Below are 26,242 nucleotides of genomic sequence, written 5' to 3'. Positions count from 1 at the left end.
CAGCGCCGGGCTACGGCGCCGGACGCTCCGCCACCAGCACGCCCACCTTGTCGATCCGGTGCTCGGGGTTGCCGAGGGCGTCCCGCCAGAAGTTCCCGGCCGCGTCGTCCTCGGGCGTCGCGCAGGTGGAGATCGTGATCATCGCCCGGGTCGGCTCGACACCGGGCTTGCCCGGCACCTCGGCCCGCTGCTCGGCGAGCGACCGCTCGCTGCGGAAGGAGGTCTGCCGCGTCTCGGTGATCTCATACGTGTAGCGGGTGCCGCCCTCGGTCACGTACACGGAATCGCCCTTGCCGAGATCCGGAAGATCACGCAACACGCCTCCGGCACTGAGCCGGTGCGCGGTGACCAGGTAATTGCCGACGTCTCCCGGCCCGACCCCGCCCTCCTCGCCGTACGGGCTGGAGGCGACGCCCCGGTCCTGGATCCGGCTGCCGGGCCGGTCGTCGGTCGTCCCCTCGTACGGCACGACGTCCAGGTCCTCGACACCGATGGCGGGTATCGCGAGGACGGCGGTGGCGGTGCGGGGATCGGTGCGATCGGCGGGGACGGGGGTGGAGGCGGGGGCCGGCACGGGGGCGGGTACGGGGGCAGGCCCCGAGGCGGGCGCCATCACCGAGCGCCCGGCCGCGGGGAGCGGGGCCTTGTCCTGCGTCCCCCCGCCCGGGCCGCCTGACAGCCCGGCCGCACACCCCAGGCTCAGTACGACGGCGGCACAGCCACCGGCGGCGGTACCGGCGGCGGTACGGGCGACACCACGAAAACGGCGCATGGGCGGCCCCTCCTTCTCCTCCCAGTACACCACCGCCCCCACGATCCGCATACGGACGCCCGTCGCCCGCCCCGCCCGTGAGGCGTGAGGGGCGGGCGACGGCCCGGGAAGCGATCGCCGCCAGGCCACTCCGCCGACAACCTGCCTCCTCAGCCCTCAGCCCCCGACGCTGAGAGCCAGCGTCCAGCGCTCAGCGCCTGAGCCCCGACAGCCGCCCCGCCTTGGCCGTCGCCACCAGTTCCTCCACGGTGGCGAGCTTCACCCGGGGCCGCCCGGCACGCCGGCCCCGCTCCCGTTCGGCGCGGTCGATCGCGGCCAGGCCGCGGGCGTCCACGACGCGGCGGTTGCGCTGCCGGGCGAGCCGGCGGAACGCCCTGGCGTCGCCCGTGGGCGTGGGCAGCACCCCGGCGACCGCGTCGGCCAGGAGCGCGCCGACCGTCTCGGCCGCGCAGGTGCGGTTGGCGCCGATCCCACCGGACGGCCCGCGCTTGATCCAGCCGACGACATAGCTGCCGGGGAGCCCGGCGACCCGGCCGCCCTCGTGCGGGACCGTGCCTGAGGCCTCGTCGAACGGCAGCCCGGGGACCGGGAGGCCCCGGTAGCCGATGGCCCGCAGCAGCAGCCCGGCGCGCAGGTCCGCCATGCCTCCGCCGCCACCACCGCCGTCGCCTCCGTCGCCTCCGTCGGTGACGCGTACCGCGTGCACCCCACCGCCGCCCAGGATCTCCACCGGCTCGGAGTGGAAGCGCAGCACGATGCGCCGGGCCGCCCCTTCACCGCACGCGGGGGACGCGGCCTCCGTCCGCACCCGGGCCAGCCCCCGCAGCACCCCGGCCCGGTCGCCCGCCCCCGCCGCGTCGATCGCCGCCGCCGTACGCGGGTCGTGGTCGTCCACGACCAGCTCCACGCCCTCCAGATGCTTCAGGGCCAGCAGTTCGGAACGGGTGTAAGCGGCGTCCTCCGGCCCCCGTCGCCCCAGCACCACCACCTCGCGGACCCGGCTCGCCCGCAGGGCCTCCAGCGCGTGGGTGGCGATGTCGGTCGCCGCGAGCGTCTGCGGGTCGGCGACCAGAATCCGGGCTACGTCGAGGGCGACGTTGCCGTTGCCCACCACGACGACCCGCTCGGCGGTCAGGTCGACGCCCTGCGCTACGGCCTCGGGATGGGCGTTGTACCAGGCGACGAACGAGGTCGCGGAGAGCACGCCGGGGCTCTCCTCGCCCGGGATGCCGAGCCGCCGGTCCGTGGAAGCGCCGACCGCGTAGATCACCGCGTCGTGGTGGGCGGTCAGCTCCTCGGCGGTGACGTCCCGGCCCACCTCGATGCCCAGGTGCATACGGACCCGGGGGTGGCTGTGGAAACGGGAGAAGGTGTCGCCGACCTTCTTCGTCGCGGGGTGATCGGGCGCCACGCCGTACCGCACCAGGCCGCCCGCCACCGGCAGCCGGTCGATCAGGGTCACCTCCGCACCGGTGTGCAGCAGCAGGTCCTGAGCGGCGTACATCCCCGCCGGACCGGTGCCAACGACGGCCACCCGCAGCGGCCCGAAGTCGGACGGCAGGCTCCGCTCGAAGACCGGCTCGCCCCAGACATGGAAGTTGGGCCCGTCGACACCGGCCCCGGCGGAAGGGAGCTCCTCCCCCTCGTGAAGGGCACCCTCGTAATAGGCGGCGTTGATGTCCGCGTACTCCCGCTGCCCGGCGGGCAGCACGTCCACCGGGAAGATCGCGTCCACCGGGCAGGCGTCCGCGCAGGCCCCGCAGTCGATGCACGCCCGGGGGTCGATGTGGAGCATCTCCGTACGGCCGAAGGCGCGTTCCTCCGGCGTCGGATGGATGCAGTTGACCGGGCACACGGCCACACACGTGGCGTCGTTGCAGCAGGTCTGGGTGATGGCGTAGGTCATGTCCCCGGCTCAGATCAGGTTCGCGCGCTTGTAGAAGGCGAGGGCGGGCTTGGTGAGCAGCCGGGCGGAGGCGAGGAAGTCCATCAGTCCCGAACAGCTGGACCGCATCATCGACTTGTGGTGCTCGTTGCCCTTCGCGGCGGCCAGCGCACGCTTCCGGTCGAGCCCGGCCCTCCGGTAGACCTCCGGGTTCACCATGCTGGTCACGATGAAGTACGAGGCGACGGCGACGACGAACGCGTTGATCTGCCGCCGCGCCCACCCCGCGCCCTCCAGCCGCTTGAGGGTCTCGTCCCGGGCGAACTTCATGTGCCGGGACTCCTCCACCACATGGATGTTGTTGATGGTGCGGACGAACGGCACGACCCGCTCGTCACGCATCCAGTCCCGCTGCATCACGTCGAGGACTTCCTCGGCGACCAGGATCGCCGCGTACGCGGCCTCGCCGAACGCGAGCGTCTTGAAGGCCCGGCCCAGCTCCATCACCCCGCGCCGGGGCCGGTAGTGCGGGGCCCCGAGCTTCTGCGCGCCGCGCGCGAACATGATCGAGTGGCGGCACTCCTCGGCTATCTCGGTCAGCGCCCACTGGAACTCCGCGCCCGCCGGGTTCTTCATGTAGATGTCCCGCAGCACCATCTGCTGAAGGATCATCTCGAACCAGATCCCCGTGCTGGCGACCGAGGCCGCCTCCTGCCGGGTGAGCTCCTTGCGCTGCGCCTCGGTCAACTCACGCCAGTACGGCGTGCCGTAGAGCGTGCTCCACTCGGGGCTCGCGCCGTGGAACTCCTTGTCCAGCGGCGTCTCCCAGTCGACCTCGGTGGCCGGGTCGTACGCCAGCTGCGCGGCCGAGCCGAGCAGCCGCCGCGCGACATCGTCACCCTCGGGACTGTCCTGGACCTTCGACGGAACGGTGCTGCCGGCCATGCTGCGGCTCCTCTGGGTCGAGTGCGGTGATCCTTGATCGTGGCGATGTGTGCGTACAGGGGGCTGCTGTTGGCGTACAGGGTGCTGCCGTGTGCGCACAGGGTGCTGTTGCGGGCGTACAGCGTGGCGATGCGCACGTACAGCGTGGTGGCGCGCGCACTGAGCGGCGGAGTGCGTACGACAACAGCCCCCTGCTGCCCGGGCAGCGGCCGGATGCCCCACCCCCTTGTTAGACGCAAGGTATAACAAGGAGCCCGGGCCGCCTACCCCTCGGTAGAAATCGGCCCGGGCCCCTCACCGCACCTCCCCGTCGACTACCGGGGGTCCTGGCCGAACTTCGAGGTCGACCAGAGGTAGCCGAGCACCACGAGCCCGAGACTCCAGCCGACGGTCAGCCAGCCGTTGTGGCCGATCTCGCTGCCGAGCAGCAGGCCGCGCAGGGTCTCGATGGCGGGCGTGAACGGCTGGTACTCGGCGATCGGCTGGAACCAGCCCGGCATCGTCCCGACCGGGATGAAGGCGCTGGACAGGAGAGGCAGCAGGATCATCGGCAGGGCGTTGTTGCTGGCGGCCTCGGCGTTCGGACTGATCAGGCCCATGCCGACCGCGACCCAGGTGAGGGCCGAGGCGAAGAGCACGAGCAGCCCGAACGCCGCCAGCCACTCCAGGGCGGTGACGCCCGTCGGCCGGAAGCCGATGGCCACGGCGACGGCGCCCACCAGGACCACGCTCAGAACGCTCTGCAGCACGCTGCCGACGACATGTCCGACGAGCACGGAGCCGCGGTGGATCGCCATGGTGCGGAAGCGGGCGATGATGCCCTCGGTCATGTCGTTGGAGACGGAGACAGCGGTCCCGACCACGGTGGAGCCGACCGTCATCAGCAGCAGCCCCGGAACGATGTAGGCGATGTACTCGGCGCGATCGGCGCCCCCGCCGCCGAGGCCCGCGCTCATCACATCGCCGAAGATGTAGACGAAAAGCAGCAGGAGCATGACAGGCGTGAGCAGCAGGTTCAGGGTGAGGGAGGGGTAGCGCCGGGCGTGCAGGAGGTTGCGGCGCAGCATGGTGTTCGAGTCGCGGACGGCGAGGGCGAGGGAGCTCATCGGAGTGCCTCCTTGGGCTGGTCGTTCCGGGCGGGAGCGCCGGATCCGGTGAGGGCGAAGAACACGTCGTCGAGGTCGGGGGTGTGGACGGTCAACTCGTCGGCCTCGATCCCGGCCGAGTCCAACCAGTCGAGAATGGAGCGCAGTTCGCGCTGACTGCCGTCGCTGGGAAGGCGCAATGCCAGCGCCTGGTCGTCGCGCGCGGCCTGGTGCAGGGCGGAGGCGGCGGACCGGTAGGCGTCCGGGTCGGTGAAGCGGAGCCGGACGTGCCCGCCCGGAACGATCCGCTTCAACTCCTCGGCGCTGCCCTCGGCGGCGATCTTCCCGTCGTTGAGCACGGCGATACGGTCGGCCAACTCGTCGGCCTCCTCCAGGTACTGGGTGGTGAGGAAGACGGTGACGCCGCCGGCGACCAGCTCGCGGATGATCCCCCACATGGTGTGGCGGGAACGCGGGTCGAGACCCGTGGTCGGTTCGTCGAGGAAGATGATCCGCGGGGAGCCGACCAGCGTCATGGCGATGTCCAGGCGGCGCTTCATGCCGCCGGAATAGCCCGCTACCGTCTTCTTCGCCGCCTCCGCGAGGTCGAAGCGCTCCAGCAGTTCGGCGGCGACCCGTCGGCCCTCGCGGCGCGGAAGACGGTGCAGGTCCGCCATCAGCAGCATGTTCTCCTCACCGGTGATCAGGCCGTCCACGGCGGAGAACTGCCCGGTGACACCGATCGCGCCACGCACGGCCTGGGGATCGACGGCCAGGTCATGGCCGCCGACGCTCAACCGGCCGGCATCGGCGGTGATGAGGGTGGACAGAATCTTGACGGCGGTGGTCTTGCCCGCGCCGTTGGGGCCGAGCAGGGAGAAGACCGTGCCCTCGGGCACCGACAGGTCGATGCCGTCGAGCACGAGCTTGTCGCCGTAGGACTTGCGCAGTCCGGTGGCGGTGATCGCCTGCGTCGCAGCCTTCTCGGCAAGCGGCGCGGAGGCCCGGATGACAGTCATGCTGGTTCCCTTTCGTCAGCGGTGAGTCGGGCGTGGGGCGGCGAGGCGTACATGACCGGTGAGGCGGACATGACTGGTCAGTCCGACGTGACCGGTCAGTCGGGCATGGGTGGGTAGCCGGGCATGGGGCAGTGAGGCGGGCGTGGGCCGGTCAGGCGGACGTGGGCGGGGTCAGGCGCGGCGGACGATGATGTCGCCGGCCCCGCTCCGGGCGTGCACCTCGACGGTCTCGTCGGAGCCCTCGGGACCGGCGGCGGCGCCGAGCGAGTTGCGTACGGTGCCGAACTTGGGGTTCAGGTCGAGCCAGGCGGCGGTGCCCTCGTGGATGCCCACTTCGAGGTCGCCGACGGAGGTACGCAGAGCGATGCGGCCACGCATCACATCGCCGACACGGATGCGCCCGTTGGAGGAGGTCGCATCGACCCCCGCACGGGCGACGCCGATCTCGATCCGCCCGTTGGCGGACTTGGCGACGACACTGCCGTGCGCGACGCCCACGGAGATGTCGCCGTTGGCCGCGTTGACCTTCAGCTCACCACCGACCTCGTCGATCCCGGTCGCACCGTTGCCGTTCTTGACGGCAGCCGCCCCGCCGACCGCGCCGACCTCGACCCGGCCGGATCCGACGATTTCGGCGTCCCCGGCCGAGCGGACCAGCCGGATGTCGCCGTGGTCGGTCCTGAGCTCGGCGCGGGCGGCCTCGGCCACCTGAAGATCTCCGAGCGAGGTCGTGAGCTTCACGTCCCCGAGGGGACCTTCGCAGACGAAGCCACCCAGGGCGGACGTGCCCCGGACGTCGGAGCCCGCGGGCAGTTCGACGCTCACGACGACGGTGCCGGGCCTGCCGAACAGGGACCGCTTCCTGGGGGTCTTGACGGTGAGCCGCCCGCCCGAGCAGGAGACCTGGGTCTGCCGCACGGCGCGTACGTCGTCCTCGTCGGATCCGTTGCCCGGCAGCACCTCGACGACCGTGTCGGTGCGCTTGCCGGCAGCGATACGGGCAGTGCCGGCGTCCAGCTCGATGACGGCGGAGATCGGCTCAGGAGTATCGAAAGAAGGCATGGCGGTCCCGTCCTCTTGGCTCGGTGGATGATGAGTGATCGGTGACGTCGGCCGGATCGGCGATCCGCCGGTGAAGGTGGGACTGGGGTCCGGCGAGGCCGGAGGGTCCCGGTGCCGGGGCCTGTCGTCGAACTGCCGCCTGCCGGGCGACGACTGCAGTTCGACGACAGGCCCTAGCGGACCCAGCCGGTGAAGCCGCGACCGCCGTAGTCCTCGCCCCGGCCCGGGGCGCTCGCACGCCCCCCACCGTCGAGGGAGACGGACACGGCCCGCACGAGCCAGGCGTTGACGGACAGCCCCTCCGCCGCCGCCGCGCTCTCGGCGCGGCCCTTGAGATGGGCGGGGAGGCGGAGGTTGATCCGCACCATGGTGCCGTCTTCGCCCTCCCCGGCCGGCGGCGCGGCCACGACGGGAGCCGAGACCGGCTCCCGCGCCTCCTGCGCCGGCTCGGGCATGGGCGGCGGCGTCACCACGAACTCGGGATCGAGCCCGCGCAGCCGCACATCGACCGAACCGGGCGCCAGCTCCCGAGTGACCTCACCCATGGCCGCGGAGAGCACATTGAGCAGGGTCAGCCGGGCGGCGGACTCCAGGGGGGCACTGAGCCGCTCGGCCAGGGCCCGGGCTTCGTCACCGCTGGCATCCGCGGCGACGGCGAGTTCCCGCCGGAGGTTGTCGACGTAGGGGGTGAGATCCATGACGCCATGATGGCACACAAATGGCGCCACGTCGAGCCACTGTGGCGCACTCCCCATAAAGACGCCCCTGACCTGCAAAGTCATCACCTGGAGCGCCGCAGTGGCACCCCATGAGCACCCCGAACAACCAACAGTGACGCCACACCGGCACCGGGTGGCACCACATGGCACCACCAGGCAGACATGCTCCTCGGCACGGAAGCCGAGACGGCGAACAGCTCCTGTTCGCCCCCTTCGCGGCTTCCGGCGGTACAGCTCGCCAGGATCACTCGGGAGCTGGAACCCCTATCGAAATGATCTCCGAGGCGGCCGGATCATCGCGGGAGTGACGATGCGAGTCCGGGACGGCACGGCCGGAGCCTCGGAACGCCGGTGAGGACGCGGCCCGGCTGCCGCACGCCCGCTTCAACGAGGCATGCCTTCAGCGACAGCATTCTGGTTCAGGCGTGACCAGGCTCCAACGCCCAAGGCTGTTCCGATGCCCAGGAACGCGCCGACCCCGGCGGGCACCACCCACTGCGTCACCGAAGGCGCGGCATCACCGCCGTTCCCGGTGAGGGCGACCGCAGCGGTCAGCAGTCCGTACGGGATCAACAGCGTTCCCGCCCAGGCCGGGGGAAGCAACAGCCACCGGGGGAGTCTCCGCCCCCATGGCCGGACGAGGGCGAATGCCAGCATCACCCCCATCAGCGCCAGCACGGCCGTGAAGTCGATGCCATGCCGTTCGAGCCACACCAACGCATCGGGGGCACCATTCCTCTCGAACTCGCCCGTCACGTCGAACCCGTCCGCAAGCCCCGCCCTGCCGCCGAATGCCCAGTACATCTTCATAGCGACATAGGGCGCGGCAGCCGCGCCGCCCAGCGCCACGACCGTCCGAGCCGCCCTTGGCGTCACCACGCGCGTCATCACCGCTCCCGCCCAGCGCCTTCACCGGGCCAACGGCTGTCGTCGGCCCGGTTCCACCGTGCTCCCGTTCCGGCGTCCAGGCGTCATGCCTGGGTACCGTCGCCACGACGGGCCCTCCCCCGAGTGACGGAAGCACGGTCATCCGCTGGTACGCGATGCGTTCAGGCGTCTCCAGCAGGCGAGTGCGCACCGGGGATGAGGAAGGCCTCATGGATGCCGTCCCGCATCCCCCAGCGGATCCGCAGGCGGCGGAACCAACGCCAGCCCCTCGCCCAGTTCACGCGCCGACCAAAAGAAGCCCAGGTCAGACACACCTGACCTGGGCTTCCCACCGAGCCCCCTGTCGGATTCGAACCGACGACCTACGCATTACAAGTGCGTTGCTCTGGCCAGCTGAGCTAAGGAGGCGTGCCGGAGCAGTCTAACCAACCCCGCGCCCCGCCCGTCCGCGTTTTCCATGTGCCCTGGACTACTGACAGATCAGGGAACGCCAGGTAGCGTCACGGCAGGTCCGCTCAAGTGGACCAGACCACTCCCTACTCGGATCGTCCGGCACGTTCCTGCCGGTGGAGGAGAAGATTCAGCATGGCCAGTGTCACGTTCGACAAGGCGTCCCGCGTCTACCCCGGCTCCACCAAGCCGGCTGTGGACCAGCTCGAAATCGACATCGCGGACGGTGAGTTCCTCGTCCTCGTCGGTCCTTCCGGTTGTGGAAAGTCGACCTCCCTGCGCATGCTCGCGGGTCTTGAGGACGTCAACGGCGGCGCGATCCGCATCGGCGACCGTGATGTCACGCACCTGCCGCCCAAGGACCGGGACATCGCCATGGTGTTCCAGAACTACGCGCTCTACCCGCACATGACCGTCGCGGACAACATGGGCTTCGCGCTCAAGATCGCCGGTGTGAACAAGACCGACATCCGGGCGAAGGTCGAAGAGGCCGCCAAGATGCTGGACCTCACCGAGTACCTGGACCGCAAGCCGAAGGCGCTCTCCGGTGGTCAGCGCCAGCGTGTGGCGATGGGCCGGGCCATCGTTCGGGAGCCGCAGGTCTTCCTCATGGACGAGCCGCTGTCGAACCTCGACGCCAAGCTCCGTGTCTCCACCCGTACGCAGATCGCCTCGCTCCAGCGCCGCCTGGGCATCACCACGGTCTACGTCACCCACGACCAGGTCGAGGCCCTCACCATGGGGGACCGGGTCGCGGTGCTGAAGGACGGGCTGCTCCAGCAGGTCGACTCGCCGCGCAACATGTACGACCGCCCGGCCAACCTCTTCGTCGCCGGGTTCATCGGCTCCCCCGCGATGAACCTCGTCGAGGTTCCGATCACCGACGGCGGCGTGAAGTTCGGCAACAGCGTCGTGCCGGTCTCCCGCGAGGCGCTCAGCGCCGCCACGAACCGCGGTGAGACCACCGTCACGGTCGGCATCCGGCCGGAGCACTTCGACATCGTCGAGCACGGGGGCGCCGCCGCCCAGTCGCTGGCCAAGGGCGCCTCGGGCGAGCCGGCCGGTCTCGCCGTCTCCGTCAACGTCGTCGAGGAGCTCGGCGCCGACGGGTTCGTCTACGGCGGCGCGCAGGTCGCCGGCGAGCACAAGGACCTGGTCGTCCGTGTCGGCGGGCGCGCCGTCCCGGAGAAGGGCACCGAGCTGCACGTCGTCCCGCGCCCGGACGAGCTGCACGTCTTCTCGACCTCCACCGGTGAGCGTCTCTCCAACTGACCCGCCGCCTGCCGTACGCTCGGGCCCCGCGCTCCCCGCAAGGGAGGCGCGGGGCCGTTTGCGTGGTCGCGGCGCGTTTGGGTTTCGACGCCGGATGAGGTCAAATACCCCGGCACACAGGGCATTTCGCCTTGGTTCGTCAACCTGGTATTCGAAAGGGCGCGTCGAACCATCCCCCGCGAGGGTGACGAAATGTCGCCAAGTCATCACTGGCCGCTACGCTCGCTGCGTGACCCACACCGCGCGCCGCATCGGCCGATCCCTCGCTCTCGTCCTGCCCGTCGTCATGGTTCTGTCCGGGACCCTCGCGGTCACCACTGTTCCGTGGGCCGCGCCGGACAACGACTCCACGCTGCTGGCCGCCTCCTCGGAGACCGTGTCCAAACCAGCGAAGCCGCGGGCCCCGCAGGAGATCCTTCGCGAGAAGCTGCTCGTGGAGCTCCAGGAGAAGGACCCGGGCACCGCGCTCACGGCTCTCCAGCGCGCCGTGGAGCAGCGCCCGTCGCTCGCCCGCCACTGCATGTCGATCGCGAAGGCGCTCGGCAAGGCCGCCGTCGAGCAGTACGGTCCGACCCGCGCTCAGCGCTTCTCCCGCCCCGTCTGCGACACCTCGTTCGCCTCCGGCGTCGCCCAGTTCAGCTGAGACCGGTGGGCGGTGGCTCGGAGCGCCGCCGCCCGCCCGCGGGCAGCGCCTATCGTGCCTGCCATGCATACGTATCCGACACAGGCCGTGATCCTTGCCGGTGGCCAGGGGTCGCGGCTGCGGCCGTACACCGACGACCGCCCCAAGCCGATGGTCGAGATCCCCGGGACCGGGACGCCGATCATCGGCCATCAGCTGTCCTGGCTGGCCGCCGAAGGAGTCACCGACGCCGTGGTCTCCTGCGGGCATCTCGCCGAGGTGCTCCAGGAGTGGCTGGAGGCGGCCGTGCTGCCGCTCCGGGTCACCACGGTCGTGGAGACCGAGCCCCTGGGGCGCGGCGGCGGGCTGAAGTACGCGGCCGAGCGCCTGCCCGACGCAGATCAGCCGTGGTACGCCACGAACGGTGACATCTGGACGCGCTTCTCCTTGCGCGAGATGGCCGCCTTCCACGCCGAGCGCGACGCCACCGCCACTCTGGCCCTCGCCCGGCCCCGCATCCCGTGGGGTGCCGTGGAGACGGACGCGTTCGGGCACATCACCGACTTCATCGAGTCGCCGCCCTCCCCGTATCTGATCAACGCCGGAGTGTACGTGTTCTCGCCCGCGTTCACGAAGCTGCTGCCGGACCGCGGCGACCATGAGCGGACGACGTTCCCCCGCCTCGCCCGCGAGCGCCGGCTCGCCGGGTATCCACTGCCGCACGGGGCGTACTGGCGGGCCATCGACACCGCGAAGGATCTGACCGAGGCGGCCCGGGAGCTGGGCTCGCACGGGGGCTGACGGCCGCCCGTACGTGCGGCCGTGTGTGCTGGCGTGCGCCGCGCCGCTGGAGCCCGTACGTACCGGTGAGCGCGGGAGAGGGCGGTCCCCACCCTGTTCGGTGGGGACCGCCCTCTCCGTCTGACGAAGCCCTACGAGGAACCTTACGAAGCTCTACGGAGCGGGCTCAGCCGAGGAGGCCGCCGATCGGGTTCCGGCCGCCGCCGCCGGAGGTCGAGCCCTCGCCACCGGAGGAGGTCGAGCCTCCGGTGGGCTCCGGTTCGCCGCCGCCGGAGGAGCCGTCGCCGCCGGTGGAGCCGGAGGAGGTGGGGCCCGCGCTGGTGGTGGACGGGGGCTGCTGGGGGGTGGACTGCTGCGGGGGTGCCTGGCCGGTGCCCTGGGTCTGGCTGGGCTGGGTGCTGCCCGAACCGGTGCTCTGACCGCCCGAGTCGCGGGTCGCGCCGGGGCTGGTCTCGCCCGTGCCGGGCGTGTTCGCGGCACCGGAGCTGGAGGGTTCGGGGCGTCGCTCCTCTTCCGGCGTACGGGGGGCCTCGCGCTCGCCGGTGGACTCCTGGGGCAGCGGCATGCCGGGAAGGCGGTTGGTGGGGTAGTCGCTGCGGCCGGGGACGGTGACGACCCCGGTGGAGCGGACCGCGCCGCCGAGGACGGAGCCGACCAGCAGGGTGAGGCCGATGACGACGCTGGCGGCGACGGTCCCGCGGCGCAGGACCCGGCGGCGCAGGTCCCAGATCTCGGAGCGCGGGCCGAGCTTGCGCCAGGCCTCTCCGGCCAGCCGCCCGTCCACGGAGTAGACGGGGGCGCCCGCGATGATCAGGGGGCTCCAGGCGGCCAGGAAGATGATGTCGGGCGCCTCGTACACCGGGACCGTACGCCAGCTCACCGTCACCAGGAGGGCGGCGGAGAGCAGGGCGCCGACCGAGGCGGCGACGCGCTGCCAGAGGCCGAGGACGGTGAGGACGCCGACGACGACCTGGAGGAAGGCGATGGTCAGGCCCGCGCCGACGGGGTGGGAGAGGGCGAAGTCGCGCAGGGGCTCGGCCGCCGCCCAGGGGTTCAGGGAGGTCAGCCACTTCACCATCGAGCCGCGTTCGCCGCCGTCGAAGTAGACGGGGTCGCACAGCTTGCCCATGCCCGCGTAGATGCAGATGAAGCCGAGGAAGACCCGCATGGGGAGCAGGACGACGCCCAGGTTCATCCGGTGGCCGGGGTAGTAGGCGTGCCGGACGGGGTCGTTGCCGTGGCGGCGGGCGCGGGCCTCGGCCGTCTCGTCGTGCTCGCCGTCACCGCCGGGTCCGTCGAGGCCGTCCGGGCCCTCGGGGCCGTCGACCGGGTCGTACGCGCCGACGGCCTGGCGCATGGGCGGCAGCAGCGGGCCGGTGGATCCGGGCTGGTGCGGGGCGGTCAGTACGGGATTGGGCTGCGTCTCCTCCAGGAGCGGGATGACCTGCGTCGCGCCCGTCCCGTGGCCGTCGCCGGAGGCCCCGCCGAGTCCGGCATCGAGATGCCCGGCGGTGGAGTTGCGCATGGCCTGGAGGAGGCCCGTCGCGCCGGGGTCGCCCGGGGCGGACTTACCGCTCCAGACGACGGGTGCCCGCCTTCGGCCTCCGGCCGCGCCGCTCATCGCGGGGATGCGGGCCGTGGCCGCGGGGGCACCGCGCAGCCGTGCGCGCTGGCCCGGGGGGAGCTGCACCCGGAAGCTGGCGTGGTTGACGATGACCTGCGCGGGGTCGCTGTCCACCTTGGTCATGCTCAGGGCGGGTTGCTCGTCGAACCGAGGCGTTCTGGTGTCCACACTCATCTAACCGAGTGATGTGTGTTTAGGACACTGCCTTGACCGCACCAGATGTGTCCGAGACCCGTCAAGATCAGGCCAAACTCGGGCATCCTGGAACTGTGTTCGGCGTTCGCGCGTCAACTCGCCCGGCGGACGAGCCCATTGCCGCGCGAACGCCGACTGGTGCCGGCACGGCTGCCGACCGGTGCCGGTGCGGCTACGCGCGGCGGCGCGCCACCTCGTACAGGACGATGCCCGCCGCGACACCGGCGTTGAGGGACTCGGCGCCACCCGGCATGGAGATCCGCACACGGTAGTCGCAGGTCTCGCCGACGAGGCGGCCGAGACCCTTGCCCTCGCTGCCGATGACGATGACGACCGGGCCGTCCAGCGCCTCCAGGTCCTCCACCGTGTGCTCGCCGTCGGCGGCCAGGCCGACGACCGTGAGGCCCGCCTTCTGGTAGCCCTCCAGCGCGCGGGTCAGGTTGGTGACCCGGGATACCGGGGTGCGGGCCGCCGTACCGGCCGAGGACTTCCACGCACCGGCGGTCATACCGGCCGCCCGGCGCTCGGGGACGACCACGCCGTGGCCGCCGAACGCGGAGACCGAGCGGACGATCGCGCCCAGGTTGCGCGGGTCGGTCACCCCGTCGAGGGCGACGATCAGCGGGTCCTCGTTGTTGTCGTACGCGGCGGCGGTGAGGTCCTCCGGGTGCGCGTACTCGTACGGCGGGACCTGGAGGACGAGGCCCTGGTGGTTCAGGCCGTTCGTCATCCGGTCCAGCTCGGGGCGCGGTGCCTCCATCAGGTTGATGTTGCCGCGCTCGCCCGCGAGCTTGAGCACGTCACGGACGCGCTCGTCGTTGTCGATGAACTGCTGGACGTACAGCGTGACGGCGGGCACGCCGTCGCGCAGGGCCTCGAAGACCGGGTTGCGGCCGACGACCATCTCCGAGGTGCCCTTGACGCCGCCGCGCCGGGGGGCCGGGCGGCGGGCGGCGGCCTGCTTGGCCTGGACGTTGGCGATGCGGTTCTTCTTGTGTCCCTTGCGGGCGGAGGCCGGAGGGGTCGGGCCCTTGCCTTCGAGACCACGGCGTCGCTGGCCACCGCTGCCGACCTGCGCGCCCTTCTTGTTGGACGTGCGGCGGTTCCTGCGCTGGCTGTTCCCGGCCATGATCTACCTGTTTCGTTGCTTTCAGACGTGCGTACGTTTAAGGAAAGTGTGCCGCCCGGATCGCCGGGCGGCACAATCTCACTGCTCGGAGCGGGTGCTCAGCGCGGTCCCAGCGTCCACCGGGGGCCGGTGGGACTGTCCTCGATGACGAGGCCGGACTGGTTGAGCTGCTCGCGGATGGCGTCGGCGGCGGCCCAGTCCTTGCGGGCCCGGGCCGCCTGCCGCTGGTCGAGGACGAGGCTCACGAGGGTGTCGACGACCCCGTGCAGATCCTCACCCCGGTCGCCCTCGCCCGCCCAGTGCGGGTCGAGCGGGTCGAGGCCCAGGACGCCGAGCATGGCCCGGACCTCGGCGAGGCGGGCGGCTGCGGCTTCCTTGTCGTCGGCGGCGAGCGCGCTGTTGCCCTGGCGGACGGCGGTGTGGACGATCGCGAGGGCCTGCGGCACACCCAGGTCCTCGTCCATCGCCTCGGCGAAGGCGGGCGGCACCTCGGCGGCGGGGGGAACGGTCTCCCCCGCCTTCTCGATGGCGCGCTGGACGAAGCCCTCGATCCGCGCGAACGCGGACTCGGCCTCGCGCAGGGCCTCCTCGCTGTACTCGATCATCGACCGGTAGTGCGGGGTGCCCAGGTAGTAGCGCAGGACGATCGGGCGCCAGTGCTTGACCATCTCGCTGACGAGGACGGAGTTGCCCAGCGACTTGGACATCTTCTCGCCGGACATGGTGACCCAGCCGTTGTGCACCCAGTAGTTGGCGAACGCGTCGCCGAACGCCTTGGCCTGGGCGATCTCGTTCTCGTGGTGCGGGAAGATCAGGTCGATGCCGCCGCCGTGGATGTCGAAGGCGGAGCCCAGGTACTTGTGTGCCATGGCCGAGCACTCCAGGTGCCAGCCGGGCCGGCCGCGGCCCCACGGGGTCTCCCAGCTGGGCTCACCCGGCTTGGTCGCCTTCCACATCGCGAAGTCCCGCTGGTCCCGCTTGCCGGTCTCGCCGTCGCCGGAGGGCTGGCGCAGATCGTCCAGCTCCTGGTTGGAGAGCTCCAGGTAACCGGGGAGGGACCGGACGTCGAAGTAGACGTTGCCCTCGGCCTCGTAGGCGTGACCCCGCTCGATGAGACCGCGCATCATCTCGATCATCTCGGGGATGTGGCCGGTGGCACGGGGCTCGTAGGTGGGCGGCAGGCAGCCGAGCACGTCGTAGCCGTCGTTGAACGCGCGCTCGTTCTCGTACCCGATCGACCACCAGGGGCGGCCCTGCTCGGCGGACTTCGTGATGATCTTGTCGTCGATGTCGGTGACGTTCCGGATGAACGTGACGTCGTAGCCGCGGTAGGTGAACCAGCGGCGCATGATGTCGAAGTTCAGGCCCGAGCGGATGTGGCCGATATGCGGTGCTGCCTGGACGGTGGCGCCACAGAGGTAGATCGAGACACAGCCTGCTGTGAGCGGGACGAAGTCACGGATCTGCCGGGCGCTGGTGTCGTGCAGGCGAATAGTCACGCCTCAAGGGTAGTAGGCCGACACCAGTGCCCCGCGACCCTCGGGGATCGAGGGGACAACTTTCTGATACCGGGATGCCTCTTTCCGGTACCGGGATGCCTCGAACCGGCCCCGAGAGCGTTCCCCGGGGCGCGCGAGAGGCCTCCGGAGGCCTCAGATGCTGCCGACGACCTTCCGCGGCGAGATCCGGACGACCACACGGGGGGCGTCGGCGGCGGAGTCCGGGTTGAACTCCGCGTACGGCTTGCCGGTGTACTTCACCGCGAGCTCGTCGATCAGCTCCTGCCCGCCGTCCGTCGTCAGCGTCGCCTCGCCGCGGATCTCGGCGTAGCTGTACGGGGCGTCGAAGGGCTGGACGAGCACGGTGACGCGCGGGTCGCGGCGGAGGTTCTTCTCCTTGCGGCGGCCGATCGTGGTGGAGATCAGCACGTCGTCGCCGTCGCGCGTGACCCACACCGGGGAGACCTGGGGGCTGCCGTCGGGCTGGATGGTGGCGATGTTGACGAAGACGGGGGTGTCGAGCAGGTTCTTGAGCTCGGTGGAGAGTGCGGCGGTCATGCGTACGTCCTCCTGGTCCCTGCGGGAGATCGGTTCGGTGATCAGGCCCGGTGCTTCTACCCCGTAACCGGGCGCGGCCCCGGCTCCTTCGCGCCCGTTCACCCGTTCACCCGTTCCCCGCACGTCCCGCCGGAAGGGCGAACGCGAGGGCCGCGCCGGTCAGCGGGCCCGGTAGACCAGCGCGGTCGCGATCCCCGCGATGCCCTCGCCGCGACCGGTGAAGCCGAGCCCGTCGGAGGTGGCGGCGGAGAGCGAGACCGGTGCGCCCACCGCGGCGGACAGCACCTTCTGCGCCTCCTCGCGCCGCTTGCCGATCTTCGGGCGGAGGCCGACGACCTGGACGGCCACGTTCCCGATCTCGAAGCCCTCGGCGCGGACGATCCGGGCGGCCTCGGTGAGCAGCGTGATGCCCGCGGCGCCGGACCACTCGGGGCGGCCGGTGCCGAAGTGCTGCCCGAGGTCGCCGAGGCCCGCCGCGGAGAAGAGCGCGTTGCAGGCGGCGTGCGCGACGACGTCGGCGTCGGAGTGACCGGCGAGTCCGGGGCCCTCGCCCTCCCACTTCAGGCCCGCGCACCAGAGCTCGCGGCCCTCCTCGAAGGCGTGGATGTCGGTGCCGATCCCGACGAGCGGGATGACGGGGGCGGGGGGCCCCGCGGCGTGCTGCTCAGAAACCATCGTTGGCCCTCCTGCGGGCGAGTACCGCTTCGGCCAGTACCAGATCGAGCGGCCGGGTCACCTTGAACGCCTCCTCGTGCCCGGGGACGACGACCACCGGCGCGCCGAGGCGTTCCACCATGCCCGCGTCGTCCGTGGCGCCCTCGCCGTCGAGCGCGACCTCGGCGTGGGCCCGCACCAGCGTGTCCCGGTCGAAGCCCTGCGGGGTCTGCACCGCGCGCAGCCTGGCCCGTACGGGGGTGGCGAGCACCGGCTCCGGCTCCCCGGCCGCCTCTGCGGGCTCGACCTCCTTGACGGTGTCCGCGACGGGCAGCGCGGGAACGACGGCGGGCGCCCCGCCCCGGACGGCCTCGACCACCGCGTCGACCGTGTCGACCGGCACCAGGGGACGGGCGGCGTCGTGGACCAGGACGACGGATACGTCCTCGGGCAGCGCGTCGAGGCCGAGGCCCACCGACTCCTGCCGGGTGTCACCGCCCGGCACCACCAGGTAGTCGGTGTGCTCGGGCAGCACGTGCTCGTCGAGGAGGTGCTTCACCTCGGGCGCGCCGTCCGGCGGGGCGACGACCACGACCAGGGAGACCGACCGGGAGGCGGCCATGGCGCGGACCGCGTGGATCAGCATCGGCGTACCGCCGAGGACGCGGAGGGCCTTGGGCGCGCCCGGCCCCAGGCGCACGCCCCGTCCGGCCGCGGGGATCACCGCGGCGGTACGGGGAGGGCGCGACGGGCCGGACGGCGGGGGCGTCGATGACATCGGGTGCACTCCGAAGGTCCGAAGGTTCGGCAGGTTTGTCTTCCGTGCCGACATGGGTAGGGGCCCAGCGAGCCGGGCAGGACGCCCTGTCTCGAACCGGGCCCCTTCCGTGACACCCGGTCGGGACAGCACGTCCGGTCGGGACAGGCACTCCGCACGAGTGGACGGCACGTAGAAGAGCGGCCGGTGCCGGTGCCAGTACGTGTCACGGGCCCGGAGATGGATGATTCGGGTCCGAACATGCCGCAGCGCCCGACGACACAGCGTAAAAACGACTGGTCAGCGGGCACCGCGGCACATTCATACGACCGGATTCATTCGACCGGTGCGACCCGGTTCAGGACGCGAGGACCTCGTCGAGCAGAGCCTCGGCCTTGTCCTCGTTCGTGTTCTCCGCGAGAGCGAGCTCGCTCACCAGGATCTGGCGGGCCTTGGCGAGCATGCGCTTCTCTCCGGCGGAGAGACCGCGCTCGCGCTCGCGACGCCACAGGTCACGCACTACTTCGGCGACCTTGATGACATCGCCGGAGGCGAGCTTTTCGAGATTTGCCTTGTAACGCCGGGACCAGTTCGTCGGCTCTTCGGCGTACGGCGCGCGCAGCACCTCGAAGACCCGGTCCAGCCCGTCCTGCCCGACCACGTCGCGCACGCCTACGAACTCCGCATTGTCCGCCGGCACACGAACCGTCAAGTCGCCCTGGGCGACCTTGAGCACCAAGTAGGTCTTGTCCACGCCTTTGATCTGGCGAGTTTCGATAGCCTCGATCAGCGCGGCCCCGTGATGGGGATAGACCACGGTGTCGCCAACCTTGAACGTCATGTGACAGGTACCCCTTCCGTGGCTATCCAGAGTAACACGAGAATCGCCTCTCCTGAATGGCGTTTTCGCAGGTCAGGGCATATCTCGGGGCTTGACAACAGCGACACGAACGTGCTGCGGAAGGCTTCCGGAAGGCGGTATTCGCAGGTCGGAGCCGTTGTGCACCCGGCGTGAAACGCCCACGTCACGCAGCCCGGAAGCCCCACAGAAGAGGCCGAAAGTCCCGTTTTGCCGGTTTCTGGATGACGATCATTCCGCACCCCGTTCGAGGATCGCTCACCCGTACGGGTGCAAGTGTCGGACCGCAATGAAATTGATCAAGCCAAACGCCCTGCCGCACCTTTCGCGGAATGCGTCGCCGCCGGAAGAATTGATCACGCGGATTACGTGAACGGCAGGCGACTTACCGGCTGGTAGACCTTCATCGGTTACCGGCTGGTAGACCTCAGAGGGCGTCCAAGGGCCCCAAGGGCCTCCCAGGGGCCCCAAGGGCCTCCAGGTGAACGCTCCCCGTCCGCTCTCCGCCGACGTCCTCCCCCGGGCACCCCAGGGCGCCGTCCGGCAGCGCTCGGGGAAGTGGCGGAGCGCGTAGGGGCGGGTCGGGTGCAGGGCAGGAGCGGTGGCTCGGTAGCCTAAGGCCGCTGACACACCCTTAGGGCGGCTTTACGTCACTCCTTCCGCCGCCGCTCTCGGGAGGGTCGGCACGACGTACGAAGCCCGCAGTCCGACTCGTTCAAGGAGTTGCCGCCGCCGTGAGCCGCAGCCTTCGACACGGCGCTCTCGCCGCCACCGCCACCGTGTTCTCGATCGTCACGCTGTCCGCCTGCGGTGCAGGCAACAACGCGGAGACGCTCCAGATCAGGCCGGACAACGCGGCCACCTCGGTCGGCACCATCAAGATCCAGAACGTCAACGTCCTCACGCAGCCCGAGGGCGGCGCCGACGGCACCGCCGTCGTCGCCGCGACGCTGTTCAACGACGGCACCGAGCGCGAGGTGCTGGAGGCCGTCACCCTGCCCGGCAGCGACGCCGAGGTGAACCTCCAGGCCGCCGACGGCAAGGGCCCCATCGTGGTCCCGGCCGGCGGGCGGGTCGTCATCGGCGGCAAGGGCAACGCCTCCGCCGTGATCGAGAACAGCGGCGAGGCGGCCCGCGACGGCGATGTGCAGCAGGTCGTCTTCAAGCTGAGCCGGACCGGCGACGTCGGCCTCGGCGCCAGCGTCTTCCCGGCGGAGGGCTTCTTCGAGGACTTCGGTCCCAGCCCGAAGGCAGAGGCGCCCTCGCCGAAGCCGGACACGGCCACCTCGGAGACGCCGTCCGGCGACGGCGAGACCCCGGGCACGCCCGAGGGCGAGACGCCCGGCACCCCGGCGGACGGCGCGGGCGCGGAGGGTGCCCAGGGCGCCGAAGGTGCTCAGGGCGCCGAAGGTGCTCAGGGCGCCGAAGGTGCTCAGGGCGCCGAAGGTGCTCAGGGCGACACGGGAGCGGAGCAGGGCGCCGAGCAGGGCGCGGCCCACTGACACCGGTGCGCCGCCCCCGTACGGCGCACGAGCACGCCGAAGGGCGCTTCCCGGTCGGGAAGCGCCCTTCGGCGTGCTGCCGTGCGGAGAGCGCCCCCGGCGCGGGCTCGGGCCCGGGGAGGCAGCTCGGTGCGGTTTACGGCTCGAACTTGTACCCCAGGCCCCGCACCGTGACGAGATACCGGGGCGCACCGGGGTCGGGCTCGATCTTGGCGCGCAGGCGCTTGACGTGGACGTCGAGGGTCTTGGTGTCGCCGACGTAGTCAGCGCCCCAGACCCGGTCGATGAGCTGCATACGGGTCAGCACGCGGCCCGCGTTGCGCAGGAGCATCTCCAGGAGGTCGAACTCCTTGAGCGGGAGGTCGACCTTGCCGCCGGAGACGGTGACCACGTGCCGGTCCACGTCCATCCGGACCGGGCCCGCCTCCAGAGCGGCCGGGGTGACCTCCTCCGGCTCTCCCCGGCGGCGCAGGACCGCGCGGATGCGGGCGACGAGCTCTCGGGAGGAGAAGGGCTTGGTGACGTAGTCGTCGGCTCCTATTTCCAGCCCGACGACCTTGTCGATCTCGCTGTCCTTGGCGGTGACCATGATCACTGGAACGTTGGAACGGCTGCGGAGCTGGCGGCACACCTCGGTGCCGGGCAGGCCGGGCAGCATCAGGTCGAGCAGGACCAGGTCGGCGCCGTTGCGCTCGAACTCGTCCAGACCGTCGGGGCCGGTCGCCGCGATGGCGACCTCGAAACCTTCCTTGCGCAGCATGTAGGACAGGGCGTCGCTGAAGGATTCCTCATCCTCGACGACAAGCACTCGGGTCACGGAAGAGCCTCCGGGGCAGGGAAGGGGTCAAAGGTGTCGGTCTCGTACGGCCCCTCGTCGTCGCCGTTGACGATAAGCGGTCCGCCGGTGGTGCGCTCCCTCACGACACCCGATTCGGGCAGCCGGAGGGTGAAGGTGGAGCCCTGTCCCTCTGAGCTCCAGACGGTGACCTCCCCGCCGTGCGAGGCGGCCACGTGCTTGACGATGGCGAGGCCGAGACCGGTGCCACCGGTGGCCCGCGAGCGGGCCGGGTCGACGCGGTAGAACCGCTCGAAGACCCGTTCGCGGTCCTTCTCGGAGATGCCGATCCCCTGGTCGGTGACGGCTATCTCGATGAGATCCCCGCCGGGCGCGGCCATCCGGCGTGCGGCGATACCGACGCGAGTGCGGGCGGGACTGTAGTTGACGGCGTTCTCGACGAGGTTGCCGAGCGCGCCGACGAGCTGGCCCCGGTTACCCCAGACCGTGAGGTCCTCGGTGCCGGCGGAGGCCATGGTGATCTGCTTGGAGCCCGCCTGCTGGCGGCAGCGGTCGATCGCCTCGGCGACCAGCGTCTCCACCCTGACTGGCTCGGCGTCCTCCAGCGGGTCGTCGTTCTGCACCCGGGAGAGGTCGATGAGCTCCTGGACGAGGTTGGTCAGCCGGGTGGCCTCGATCTGCATCCGCCCGGCGAACCGCTCCACCGCCTCCGGGTCGTCGGAGGCGTCCATGACCGCCTCGGAGAGCAGTGAGAGCGCTCCCGTCGGGGTCTTGAGCTCATGGCTGACGTTGGCGACGAAGTCGCGCCGTACCGCTTCTATCCGGCGCGCCTCGGTCAGGTCCTCGACCAGGAGGAGCACCAGCCGCGAGCCCAGCGGGGCGACCCGGGCGGAGACGGCGAGGGCGTCCCCCCGGCCGGTTCCGCGCCGGGGGAGGTCCAGCTCGACCTGGCGTATCTCCCCGTCCCGCCGGGTGTCCCGGGCCATGTTGAGCATCGGCTCGACGGCCAGCTTGCCGCCCCTGACCAGCCCCAGGGCATACGCGGCTGAGCTGGCCTTGACCACGCTGTCGCTCTCGTCGAGAACGACGGCGGAGGAACTGAGCACGGAGAGGACGGTGTCCACTCCGGGGGGCAGAGCGGCGTTGCTGTCCGGCCGCAGGGACGTACGCGTGGGCCGTTTCAGATCGCGCTCGCTCCAGCGGAACGCCAGCATGGCGATCACACCGGTCAGGAGACCGGCGATCGCAGCAGCTGCGGCGACCGCCGCGTTCACGTCCATGCTTCAAGGTTATGCGGGTGCGCAGACACTCTCCCAGCCGTCCGAGCACCATCTCGAACACTCGTCGCCCAGAGTTCACCGAGGGGTAGGTGCCGGTTCACTTGGGAGGTTGGATCCGGACGCGTTGCGGCCGCACCGTGGGACCGTGGGGGTCGGCCCGAGACCCCGGCCTCAGTTGGAACTGGAGAGGGACTTCCATGCGCGACGCTTACCACGAGGAACTCGATTCGATCGGAGAAAGCCTGGTCGAGATGGCCCGGCTGGTCGGCTCGGCGATCGGGCGGGCGACCACGTCCATGCTCGACGCCGACCTGACGCTGGCGGAGAGCGTGATCGCCGGCGACCAGAAGGTCGACGACCTCCAGCACGAACTGGAGGCCCGCGCCATCGCGCTCCTCGCCCGCCAGCAGCCGGTCGCGACCGACCTGCGCATCGTGGTGACCTCGCTGCGGATGAGCGCCGACCTGGAGCGCTCGGGCGACCTCGCCCAGCATGTGGCGAAGCTGGCCCGGCTGCGCTTCCCGCAGTCGGCGGTCCCGCACGACCTGCACGCCACCATCCTGGAGATGGGCCAGCTCGCGCAGCGCCTGATGGCCAAGGCCGCCGAGGTCATCATCACCAAGGACGTCGATCTGGCACTCCAGCTGGAGCAGGACGACGACGAGATGGACCTGCTGCACCGCACGCTGTTCCAGCACCTGATGGACGACCGCTGGAAGCACGGCATCGAGACGGCCGTGGACGTGACGCTGCTGGGCCGCTACTACGAGCGCTTCGCCGACCACGCGGTGTCGGTCGCCAAGCGCGTGGTCTACCTGGTGACGGGCGAGCACGCGGACGAGATCCAGGCGGCGGCACCGGTAGAGGGCGCGTAACAGCGCTCCTTACCGCGTTACGGCACTCCTGTCTGCGTAGCGGCACTCCTCGTCGCCGCGTGACGGCGCTCCGTCCGCGTAGCGGCGCTCCCGTCTGCGTGACGGCACTCCTCGTCCGAGTGCCGACGTCCCGTCTCCTGCCCCCGCCCCCATTGCATGCCCTCCCGCATCTGCCTGTCGACGGCGTACGCGAGTCGCACATGCGTTCCTGCGCGCGTGCGCCGTTGATGCGCCCGCCGGGGTGGGCATCCAATGGGGGCGGGGGCGGTGCACCATGCCGACCCCCGCCCCAGCCGTACGCCCTGAGGAGGGACCATGGCCGAATCCCCCATGACCGAACCCCAGCAGGAGACCCCGACCGAAGTGGTGCACCTGACCGTGCTCGGCGCCTGCGGCTGCGGCTCGGGGTGCGGGTGCGGCTGCCAGTCCGGTGCTCCGTGCCAGTGCGGCGGCTGCTCCGGCTGACACGTACAGGCGCACGTACAGGCGCACGGAATACGGACGCACGGAATACGGGCATACGGACGTACGGCGTCGGCCCGGAGGAAGAGCCGGGCCGGCGCCGTACGTGTGCCGGAGCGCGAGGTGCGCAGGTCAGACCGCGCGCTCGACGGCCAGGGGCTTCTCGGCCCGGTCCGGCCGGACCTCGGCCGGACCGGGAGCGGGTTCGGGAGCAACGGCGTCCGCACCGCCCGGGTGCTCCTCGCGCGGCAGGTTGCGCATCAGCAGCCAGTAGCCGAGGCCGGCGACCGTGCCGATCACGGCACAGGCACCCCAGAGCCAGGCGGCGCCGTAGTGGTCGATCACGAAGCCGGACATCAGCGGCGCGACGAGCGCCGCCACCGACCACGACATCGTGTACATGCCCTGGTAGCGGCCCCGGCCCCGGGCGGGCGACAGCTGCACGACCAGACCCGTCTGGGTGGGCGCGTTGACGATCTCGGCCAAGGTCCAGACGCACACCGTCAGGGCATACGCCGCGACCGACCCGGCGAACGCCGTCAGCCCGAAGCCGTACCCGGCGAGCAGCGAGGAGATGATCAGCAGCCGACGCGGATCGCGGTGCTGGATGAAGCGGGTGACCGGGATCTGGAGGACCACGATCAGCACGCCGTTGACGGCGATGGCGGTACCGAAGTCGGAGCTGGAGAGCCCGTCCGTACCCATCGCCACCGGCAGGCCCACATACCCCTGCTGGAAGATCAGCGACACCAGGAACGACAGCCCCACGACGCCCATGAAGCGCCCGTCGCGCAGGACGGTGGTGAGCCGCACCTCGTCCTTGGGCCGCTTGCCGCCGACGCCCTTCGCGGGCGCCTGCTCGGGCCGCGACTCCGGCACCTTCACGAAGACGACGACGGCGCACACGAGCGTCATCAGGGCCTCGCCGAGGAAACCGGCGAGGTAGCTGTACTCGGCGATGAAACCGGCACCGGCGGCAGAGATCGCGAAGCCGAGGTTGATCGCCCAGTAGTTGAGCGAGAAGGCCCGGATCCGGTCCTTCGGGGGCACGATGTCCGCCATCATCGCCTGGACGGCGGGGCGTGAGGCGTTGCTGGCCATGCCCACGAAGAACGCCACGGCGGCGATGGCGAAGGGATGCACCATGAACCCGAGCAGCGCCACCGAGACCGCGGTGGAGACCTGGGCGATCAGCATGGTGGGCCGCCGCCCGAGCCGGTCGGTCATCACACCGGCGCCGAGCGAGGAGATGACCCCGCCGAGCCCGTGGAGGGCGGCGACGAGGCCGGCGTACGAGGCGGAGTAGCCCCGGTCCAGGGTCAGGTACAGGGCCATGAAGGTCGCTACGAACGCCCCGAGGCGATTGACCAGGGTGCTGGTCCACAGCCACCAGAACTCGCGGGGCATCCCCGAGACGGTCTCGCGGGCAGCTGTGCGCAGACCGGCGACGGACATAAGGTTCCCCCCACGGGACGTACGGAACGAACGCCTCGGGTAATACTCCCGACGGCCTTCGAGACATTACGAAGCGCGGCTCTCCGCCCGCCACCGAATTGACGCCCACCGTCAATCGTCCCGCCGCCGGGCGCTCCTCGGGCGTCCCCGGACCGGCGCTGTCCGCGTTACGGGCGGGCGCGCGGAGGCCACGGGGGTTCGATTACGCTCGGACCCATGGCCGACGCACCGTACAAGCTGATCCTCCTCCGCCACGGCGAGAGCGAATGGAACGCGAAGAACCTGTTCACCGGTTGGGTGGACGTCAACCTGACCGAAAAGGGCGAGAAGGAAGCAGTCCGGGGCGGTGAGCTGCTCAAGGACGCCGGTCTGCTCCCCGACGTCCTGCACACCTCCCTCCAGCGCCGCGCGATCCGCACCGCGCAGCTGGCCCTGGAGTCCGCCGACCGCCTCTGGATCCCGGTCCGCCGCTCCTGGCGCCTGAACGAGCGCCACTACGGCGCCCTCCAGGGCAAGGACAAGGCCCAGACGCTCGCCGAGTTCGGCGAGGAGCAGTTCATGCTGTGGCGCCGCTCGTACGACACCCCGCCGCCGCCGCTGGACCGCGACGACGAGTACAGCCAGTTCGACGACCCGCGCTACGCGACCCTCCCGCCGGAGCTGCGCCCGGACACGGAGTGCCTGAAGGACGTCGTCGTCCGCATGCTGCCGTACTGGTTCGACAGCATCGTCCCCGACCTCCTCACCGGCCGCACGGTCCTGGTCGCCGCCCACGGCAACAGCCTGCGCGGTCTGGTGAAGCACCTGGACGGCATCTCGGACGAGGACATCTCGGGCCTCAACATCCCGACCGGCATCCCGCTCTCCTACGAGCTCGACGCCGACTTCAAGCCGCTGAAGCCGGGCGGCACGTACCTGGACCCGGACGCGGCGAAGGCCGCGATCGAGGCCGTGAAGAACCAGGGCAAGAAGTAGTCGGCAGGCGGTAGTCCGTACGCGGCAGTCCGCACGCGCTCGTCGCCGAGCCCCCGGCCCGACGGTTCATCCGTCGGACCGGGGGCTCGGCGCTGTACTGGG

At 71.0% G+C, this 26,242-nt stretch carries 25 protein-coding genes and 1 tRNA gene; 7 read left to right on the top strand and 19 right to left on the bottom strand.

Features of this window, described 5'->3' with window-relative positions; genetic code table 11:
* Nucleotides 1-10: 10 nt before the first annotated feature.
* The 9 genes from ACZ5WC_RS26480 to ACZ5WC_RS26440 form a co-directional block, all read right to left on the bottom strand.
* Entirely contained in the window at nt 11-613 is a 603-nt protein-coding gene (locus ACZ5WC_RS26480) for a class E sortase (RefSeq protein WP_468543201.1), read from the bottom strand.
* A gap of 349 nt (nt 614-962) precedes the next feature.
* Complete coding sequence (locus ACZ5WC_RS26475; RefSeq protein ID WP_468543136.1) at nt 963-2,678, bottom strand: FAD-dependent oxidoreductase; 1,716 nt, start codon at nt 2,676-2,678, stop codon at nt 963-965.
* Between the two features lie 9 nt (nt 2,679-2,687).
* Nucleotides 2,688-3,602, bottom strand: coding sequence for an AurF N-oxygenase family protein (locus ACZ5WC_RS26470; protein ID WP_468543135.1), 915 nt, complete (start codon nt 3,600-3,602; stop codon nt 2,688-2,690).
* Between the two features lie 314 nt (nt 3,603-3,916).
* The gene (locus ACZ5WC_RS26465; protein WP_468543134.1) at nt 3,917-4,708 is read right to left on the bottom strand and encodes an ABC transporter permease; all 792 of its coding nucleotides are present in this window, start codon (nt 4,706-4,708) and stop codon (nt 3,917-3,919) included.
* Nucleotides 4,705-5,706: an ATP-binding cassette domain-containing protein gene (locus tag ACZ5WC_RS26460; RefSeq protein WP_468543133.1), complete on the bottom strand. Its 1,002-nt coding sequence runs from the start codon at nt 5,704-5,706 to the stop codon at nt 4,705-4,707. The genes ACZ5WC_RS26465 and ACZ5WC_RS26460 overlap by 4 nt, the downstream gene beginning before the upstream one ends.
* A gap of 171 nt (nt 5,707-5,877) precedes the next feature.
* Complete coding sequence (locus ACZ5WC_RS26455; protein ID WP_468543132.1) at nt 5,878-6,768, bottom strand: DUF4097 family beta strand repeat-containing protein; 891 nt, start codon at nt 6,766-6,768, stop codon at nt 5,878-5,880.
* 173 nt (nt 6,769-6,941) lie between these two features.
* A complete protein-coding gene (locus tag ACZ5WC_RS26450) occupies nt 6,942-7,466 on the bottom strand; it encodes a toxin-antitoxin system HicB family antitoxin (protein ID WP_468543131.1) in 525 nt (174 codons plus the stop codon).
* A 405-nt stretch (nt 7,467-7,871) separates the two neighbouring features.
* Nucleotides 7,872-8,375: a hypothetical protein gene (locus tag ACZ5WC_RS26445; RefSeq protein WP_468543130.1), complete on the bottom strand. Its 504-nt coding sequence runs from the start codon at nt 8,373-8,375 to the stop codon at nt 7,872-7,874.
* Nucleotides 8,376-8,709: 334 nt separating this feature from the next.
* Nucleotides 8,710-8,783: transfer RNA gene (locus ACZ5WC_RS26440), tRNA-Thr, on the bottom strand.
* Nucleotides 8,784-8,960: 177 nt separating this feature from the next.
* Between ACZ5WC_RS26440 and ACZ5WC_RS26435 the strand changes: the two genes are divergently transcribed.
* From ACZ5WC_RS26435 to ACZ5WC_RS26425, 3 genes are all read left to right on the top strand, one after another.
* On the top strand, nt 8,961-10,097 hold the full coding sequence (locus ACZ5WC_RS26435) for an ABC transporter ATP-binding protein (protein ID WP_468543129.1): 1,137 nt from the start codon (nt 8,961-8,963) through the stop codon (nt 10,095-10,097).
* Between the two features lie 229 nt (nt 10,098-10,326).
* The gene (locus ACZ5WC_RS26430; RefSeq protein ID WP_468543128.1) at nt 10,327-10,740 is read left to right on the top strand and encodes a hypothetical protein; all 414 of its coding nucleotides are present in this window, start codon (nt 10,327-10,329) and stop codon (nt 10,738-10,740) included.
* A gap of 63 nt (nt 10,741-10,803) precedes the next feature.
* Nucleotides 10,804-11,520, top strand: a complete 717-nt coding sequence (locus ACZ5WC_RS26425; protein WP_468543127.1) for a nucleotidyltransferase family protein — start codon at nt 10,804-10,806, stop codon at nt 11,518-11,520.
* A 166-nt stretch (nt 11,521-11,686) separates the two neighbouring features.
* On the opposite strand, the gene ACZ5WC_RS26420 is transcribed toward ACZ5WC_RS26425, so the two are convergent.
* The 7 genes from ACZ5WC_RS26420 to ACZ5WC_RS26390 all read right to left on the bottom strand — a co-directional run bounded on the left by ACZ5WC_RS26420 (nt 11,687) and on the right by ACZ5WC_RS26390 (nt 18,777).
* The gene (locus ACZ5WC_RS26420) at nt 11,687-13,318 is read right to left on the bottom strand and encodes a DoxX family membrane protein (protein ID WP_468543126.1); all 1,632 of its coding nucleotides are present in this window, start codon (nt 13,316-13,318) and stop codon (nt 11,687-11,689) included.
* A 193-nt stretch (nt 13,319-13,511) separates the two neighbouring features.
* Nucleotides 13,512-14,468, bottom strand: a complete 957-nt coding sequence (gene rlmB / locus ACZ5WC_RS26415) for a 23S rRNA (guanosine(2251)-2'-O)-methyltransferase RlmB (RefSeq protein ID WP_096629052.1) — start codon at nt 14,466-14,468, stop codon at nt 13,512-13,514.
* Nucleotides 14,469-14,566: 98 nt separating this feature from the next.
* Entirely contained in the window at nt 14,567-15,967 is a 1,401-nt protein-coding gene (gene cysS / locus ACZ5WC_RS26410) for a cysteine--tRNA ligase (RefSeq protein WP_468543125.1), read from the bottom strand.
* A 153-nt stretch (nt 15,968-16,120) separates the two neighbouring features.
* Nucleotides 16,121-16,525 (bottom strand): PPOX class F420-dependent oxidoreductase, encoded by a 405-nt coding sequence (locus tag ACZ5WC_RS26405; protein WP_096629085.1) that lies wholly within the window; start codon nt 16,523-16,525, stop codon nt 16,121-16,123.
* 159 nt (nt 16,526-16,684) lie between these two features.
* Nucleotides 16,685-17,200 (bottom strand): 2-C-methyl-D-erythritol 2,4-cyclodiphosphate synthase, encoded by a 516-nt coding sequence (ispF, locus tag ACZ5WC_RS26400; protein WP_468543124.1) that lies wholly within the window; start codon nt 17,198-17,200, stop codon nt 16,685-16,687.
* Nucleotides 17,190-17,957, bottom strand: a complete 768-nt coding sequence (gene ispD, locus ACZ5WC_RS26395; protein ID WP_468543123.1) for a 2-C-methyl-D-erythritol 4-phosphate cytidylyltransferase — start codon at nt 17,955-17,957, stop codon at nt 17,190-17,192. Before ispD ends, ispF begins: the two co-directional genes overlap by 11 nt.
* Nucleotides 17,958-18,294: 337 nt before the next feature.
* Nucleotides 18,295-18,777 (bottom strand): CarD family transcriptional regulator, encoded by a 483-nt coding sequence (locus ACZ5WC_RS26390; protein WP_003953493.1) that lies wholly within the window; start codon nt 18,775-18,777, stop codon nt 18,295-18,297.
* 752 nt (nt 18,778-19,529) lie between these two features.
* On the opposite strand from ACZ5WC_RS26390, the gene ACZ5WC_RS26385 reads away from it, so the two are divergent.
* Nucleotides 19,530-20,297: a DUF461 domain-containing protein gene (locus ACZ5WC_RS26385; protein WP_468543122.1), complete on the top strand. Its 768-nt coding sequence runs from the start codon at nt 19,530-19,532 to the stop codon at nt 20,295-20,297.
* A gap of 136 nt (nt 20,298-20,433) precedes the next feature.
* On the opposite strand, the gene phoP is transcribed toward ACZ5WC_RS26385, so the two are convergent.
* Nucleotides 20,434-21,105, bottom strand: coding sequence for a two-component system response regulator PhoP (phoP, locus tag ACZ5WC_RS26380; protein WP_007446453.1), 672 nt, complete (start codon nt 21,103-21,105; stop codon nt 20,434-20,436).
* Nucleotides 21,106-21,110: 5 nt separating this feature from the next.
* Nucleotides 21,111-22,373 (bottom strand): two-component system sensor histidine kinase PhoR, encoded by a 1,263-nt coding sequence (phoR, locus tag ACZ5WC_RS26375; protein ID WP_468543121.1) that lies wholly within the window; start codon nt 22,371-22,373, stop codon nt 21,111-21,113.
* Nucleotides 22,374-22,570: 197 nt separating this feature from the next.
* Here phoR and phoU point away from each other — a divergent pair, with 197 nt between their 5' ends.
* Both phoU and ACZ5WC_RS26365 read left to right on the top strand, forming a co-directional pair.
* Nucleotides 22,571-23,248: a phosphate signaling complex protein PhoU gene (gene phoU / locus ACZ5WC_RS26370; RefSeq protein WP_096629061.1), complete on the top strand. Its 678-nt coding sequence runs from the start codon at nt 22,571-22,573 to the stop codon at nt 23,246-23,248.
* Nucleotides 23,249-23,563: 315 nt separating this feature from the next.
* Entirely contained in the window at nt 23,564-23,713 is a 150-nt protein-coding gene (locus tag ACZ5WC_RS26365; protein ID WP_468543120.1) for a hypothetical protein, read from the top strand.
* Between the two features lie 129 nt (nt 23,714-23,842).
* On the opposite strand, the gene ACZ5WC_RS26360 is transcribed toward ACZ5WC_RS26365, so the two are convergent.
* The gene (locus ACZ5WC_RS26360; RefSeq protein WP_468543119.1) at nt 23,843-25,165 is read right to left on the bottom strand and encodes an MDR family MFS transporter; all 1,323 of its coding nucleotides are present in this window, start codon (nt 25,163-25,165) and stop codon (nt 23,843-23,845) included.
* A gap of 216 nt (nt 25,166-25,381) precedes the next feature.
* Between ACZ5WC_RS26360 and ACZ5WC_RS26355 the strand changes: the two genes are divergently transcribed.
* Complete coding sequence (locus ACZ5WC_RS26355) at nt 25,382-26,140, top strand: phosphoglyceromutase (RefSeq protein ID WP_096629064.1); 759 nt, start codon at nt 25,382-25,384, stop codon at nt 26,138-26,140.
* Nucleotides 26,141-26,242 lie beyond the last annotated feature (102 nt).

The organism is Streptomyces sp. NPDC033165 (genome assembly GCF_055577965.1).
The sequence above is the reverse complement of the archived record's forward strand: the minus strand, read 5'-3'. Positions and strand labels throughout refer to the sequence as shown.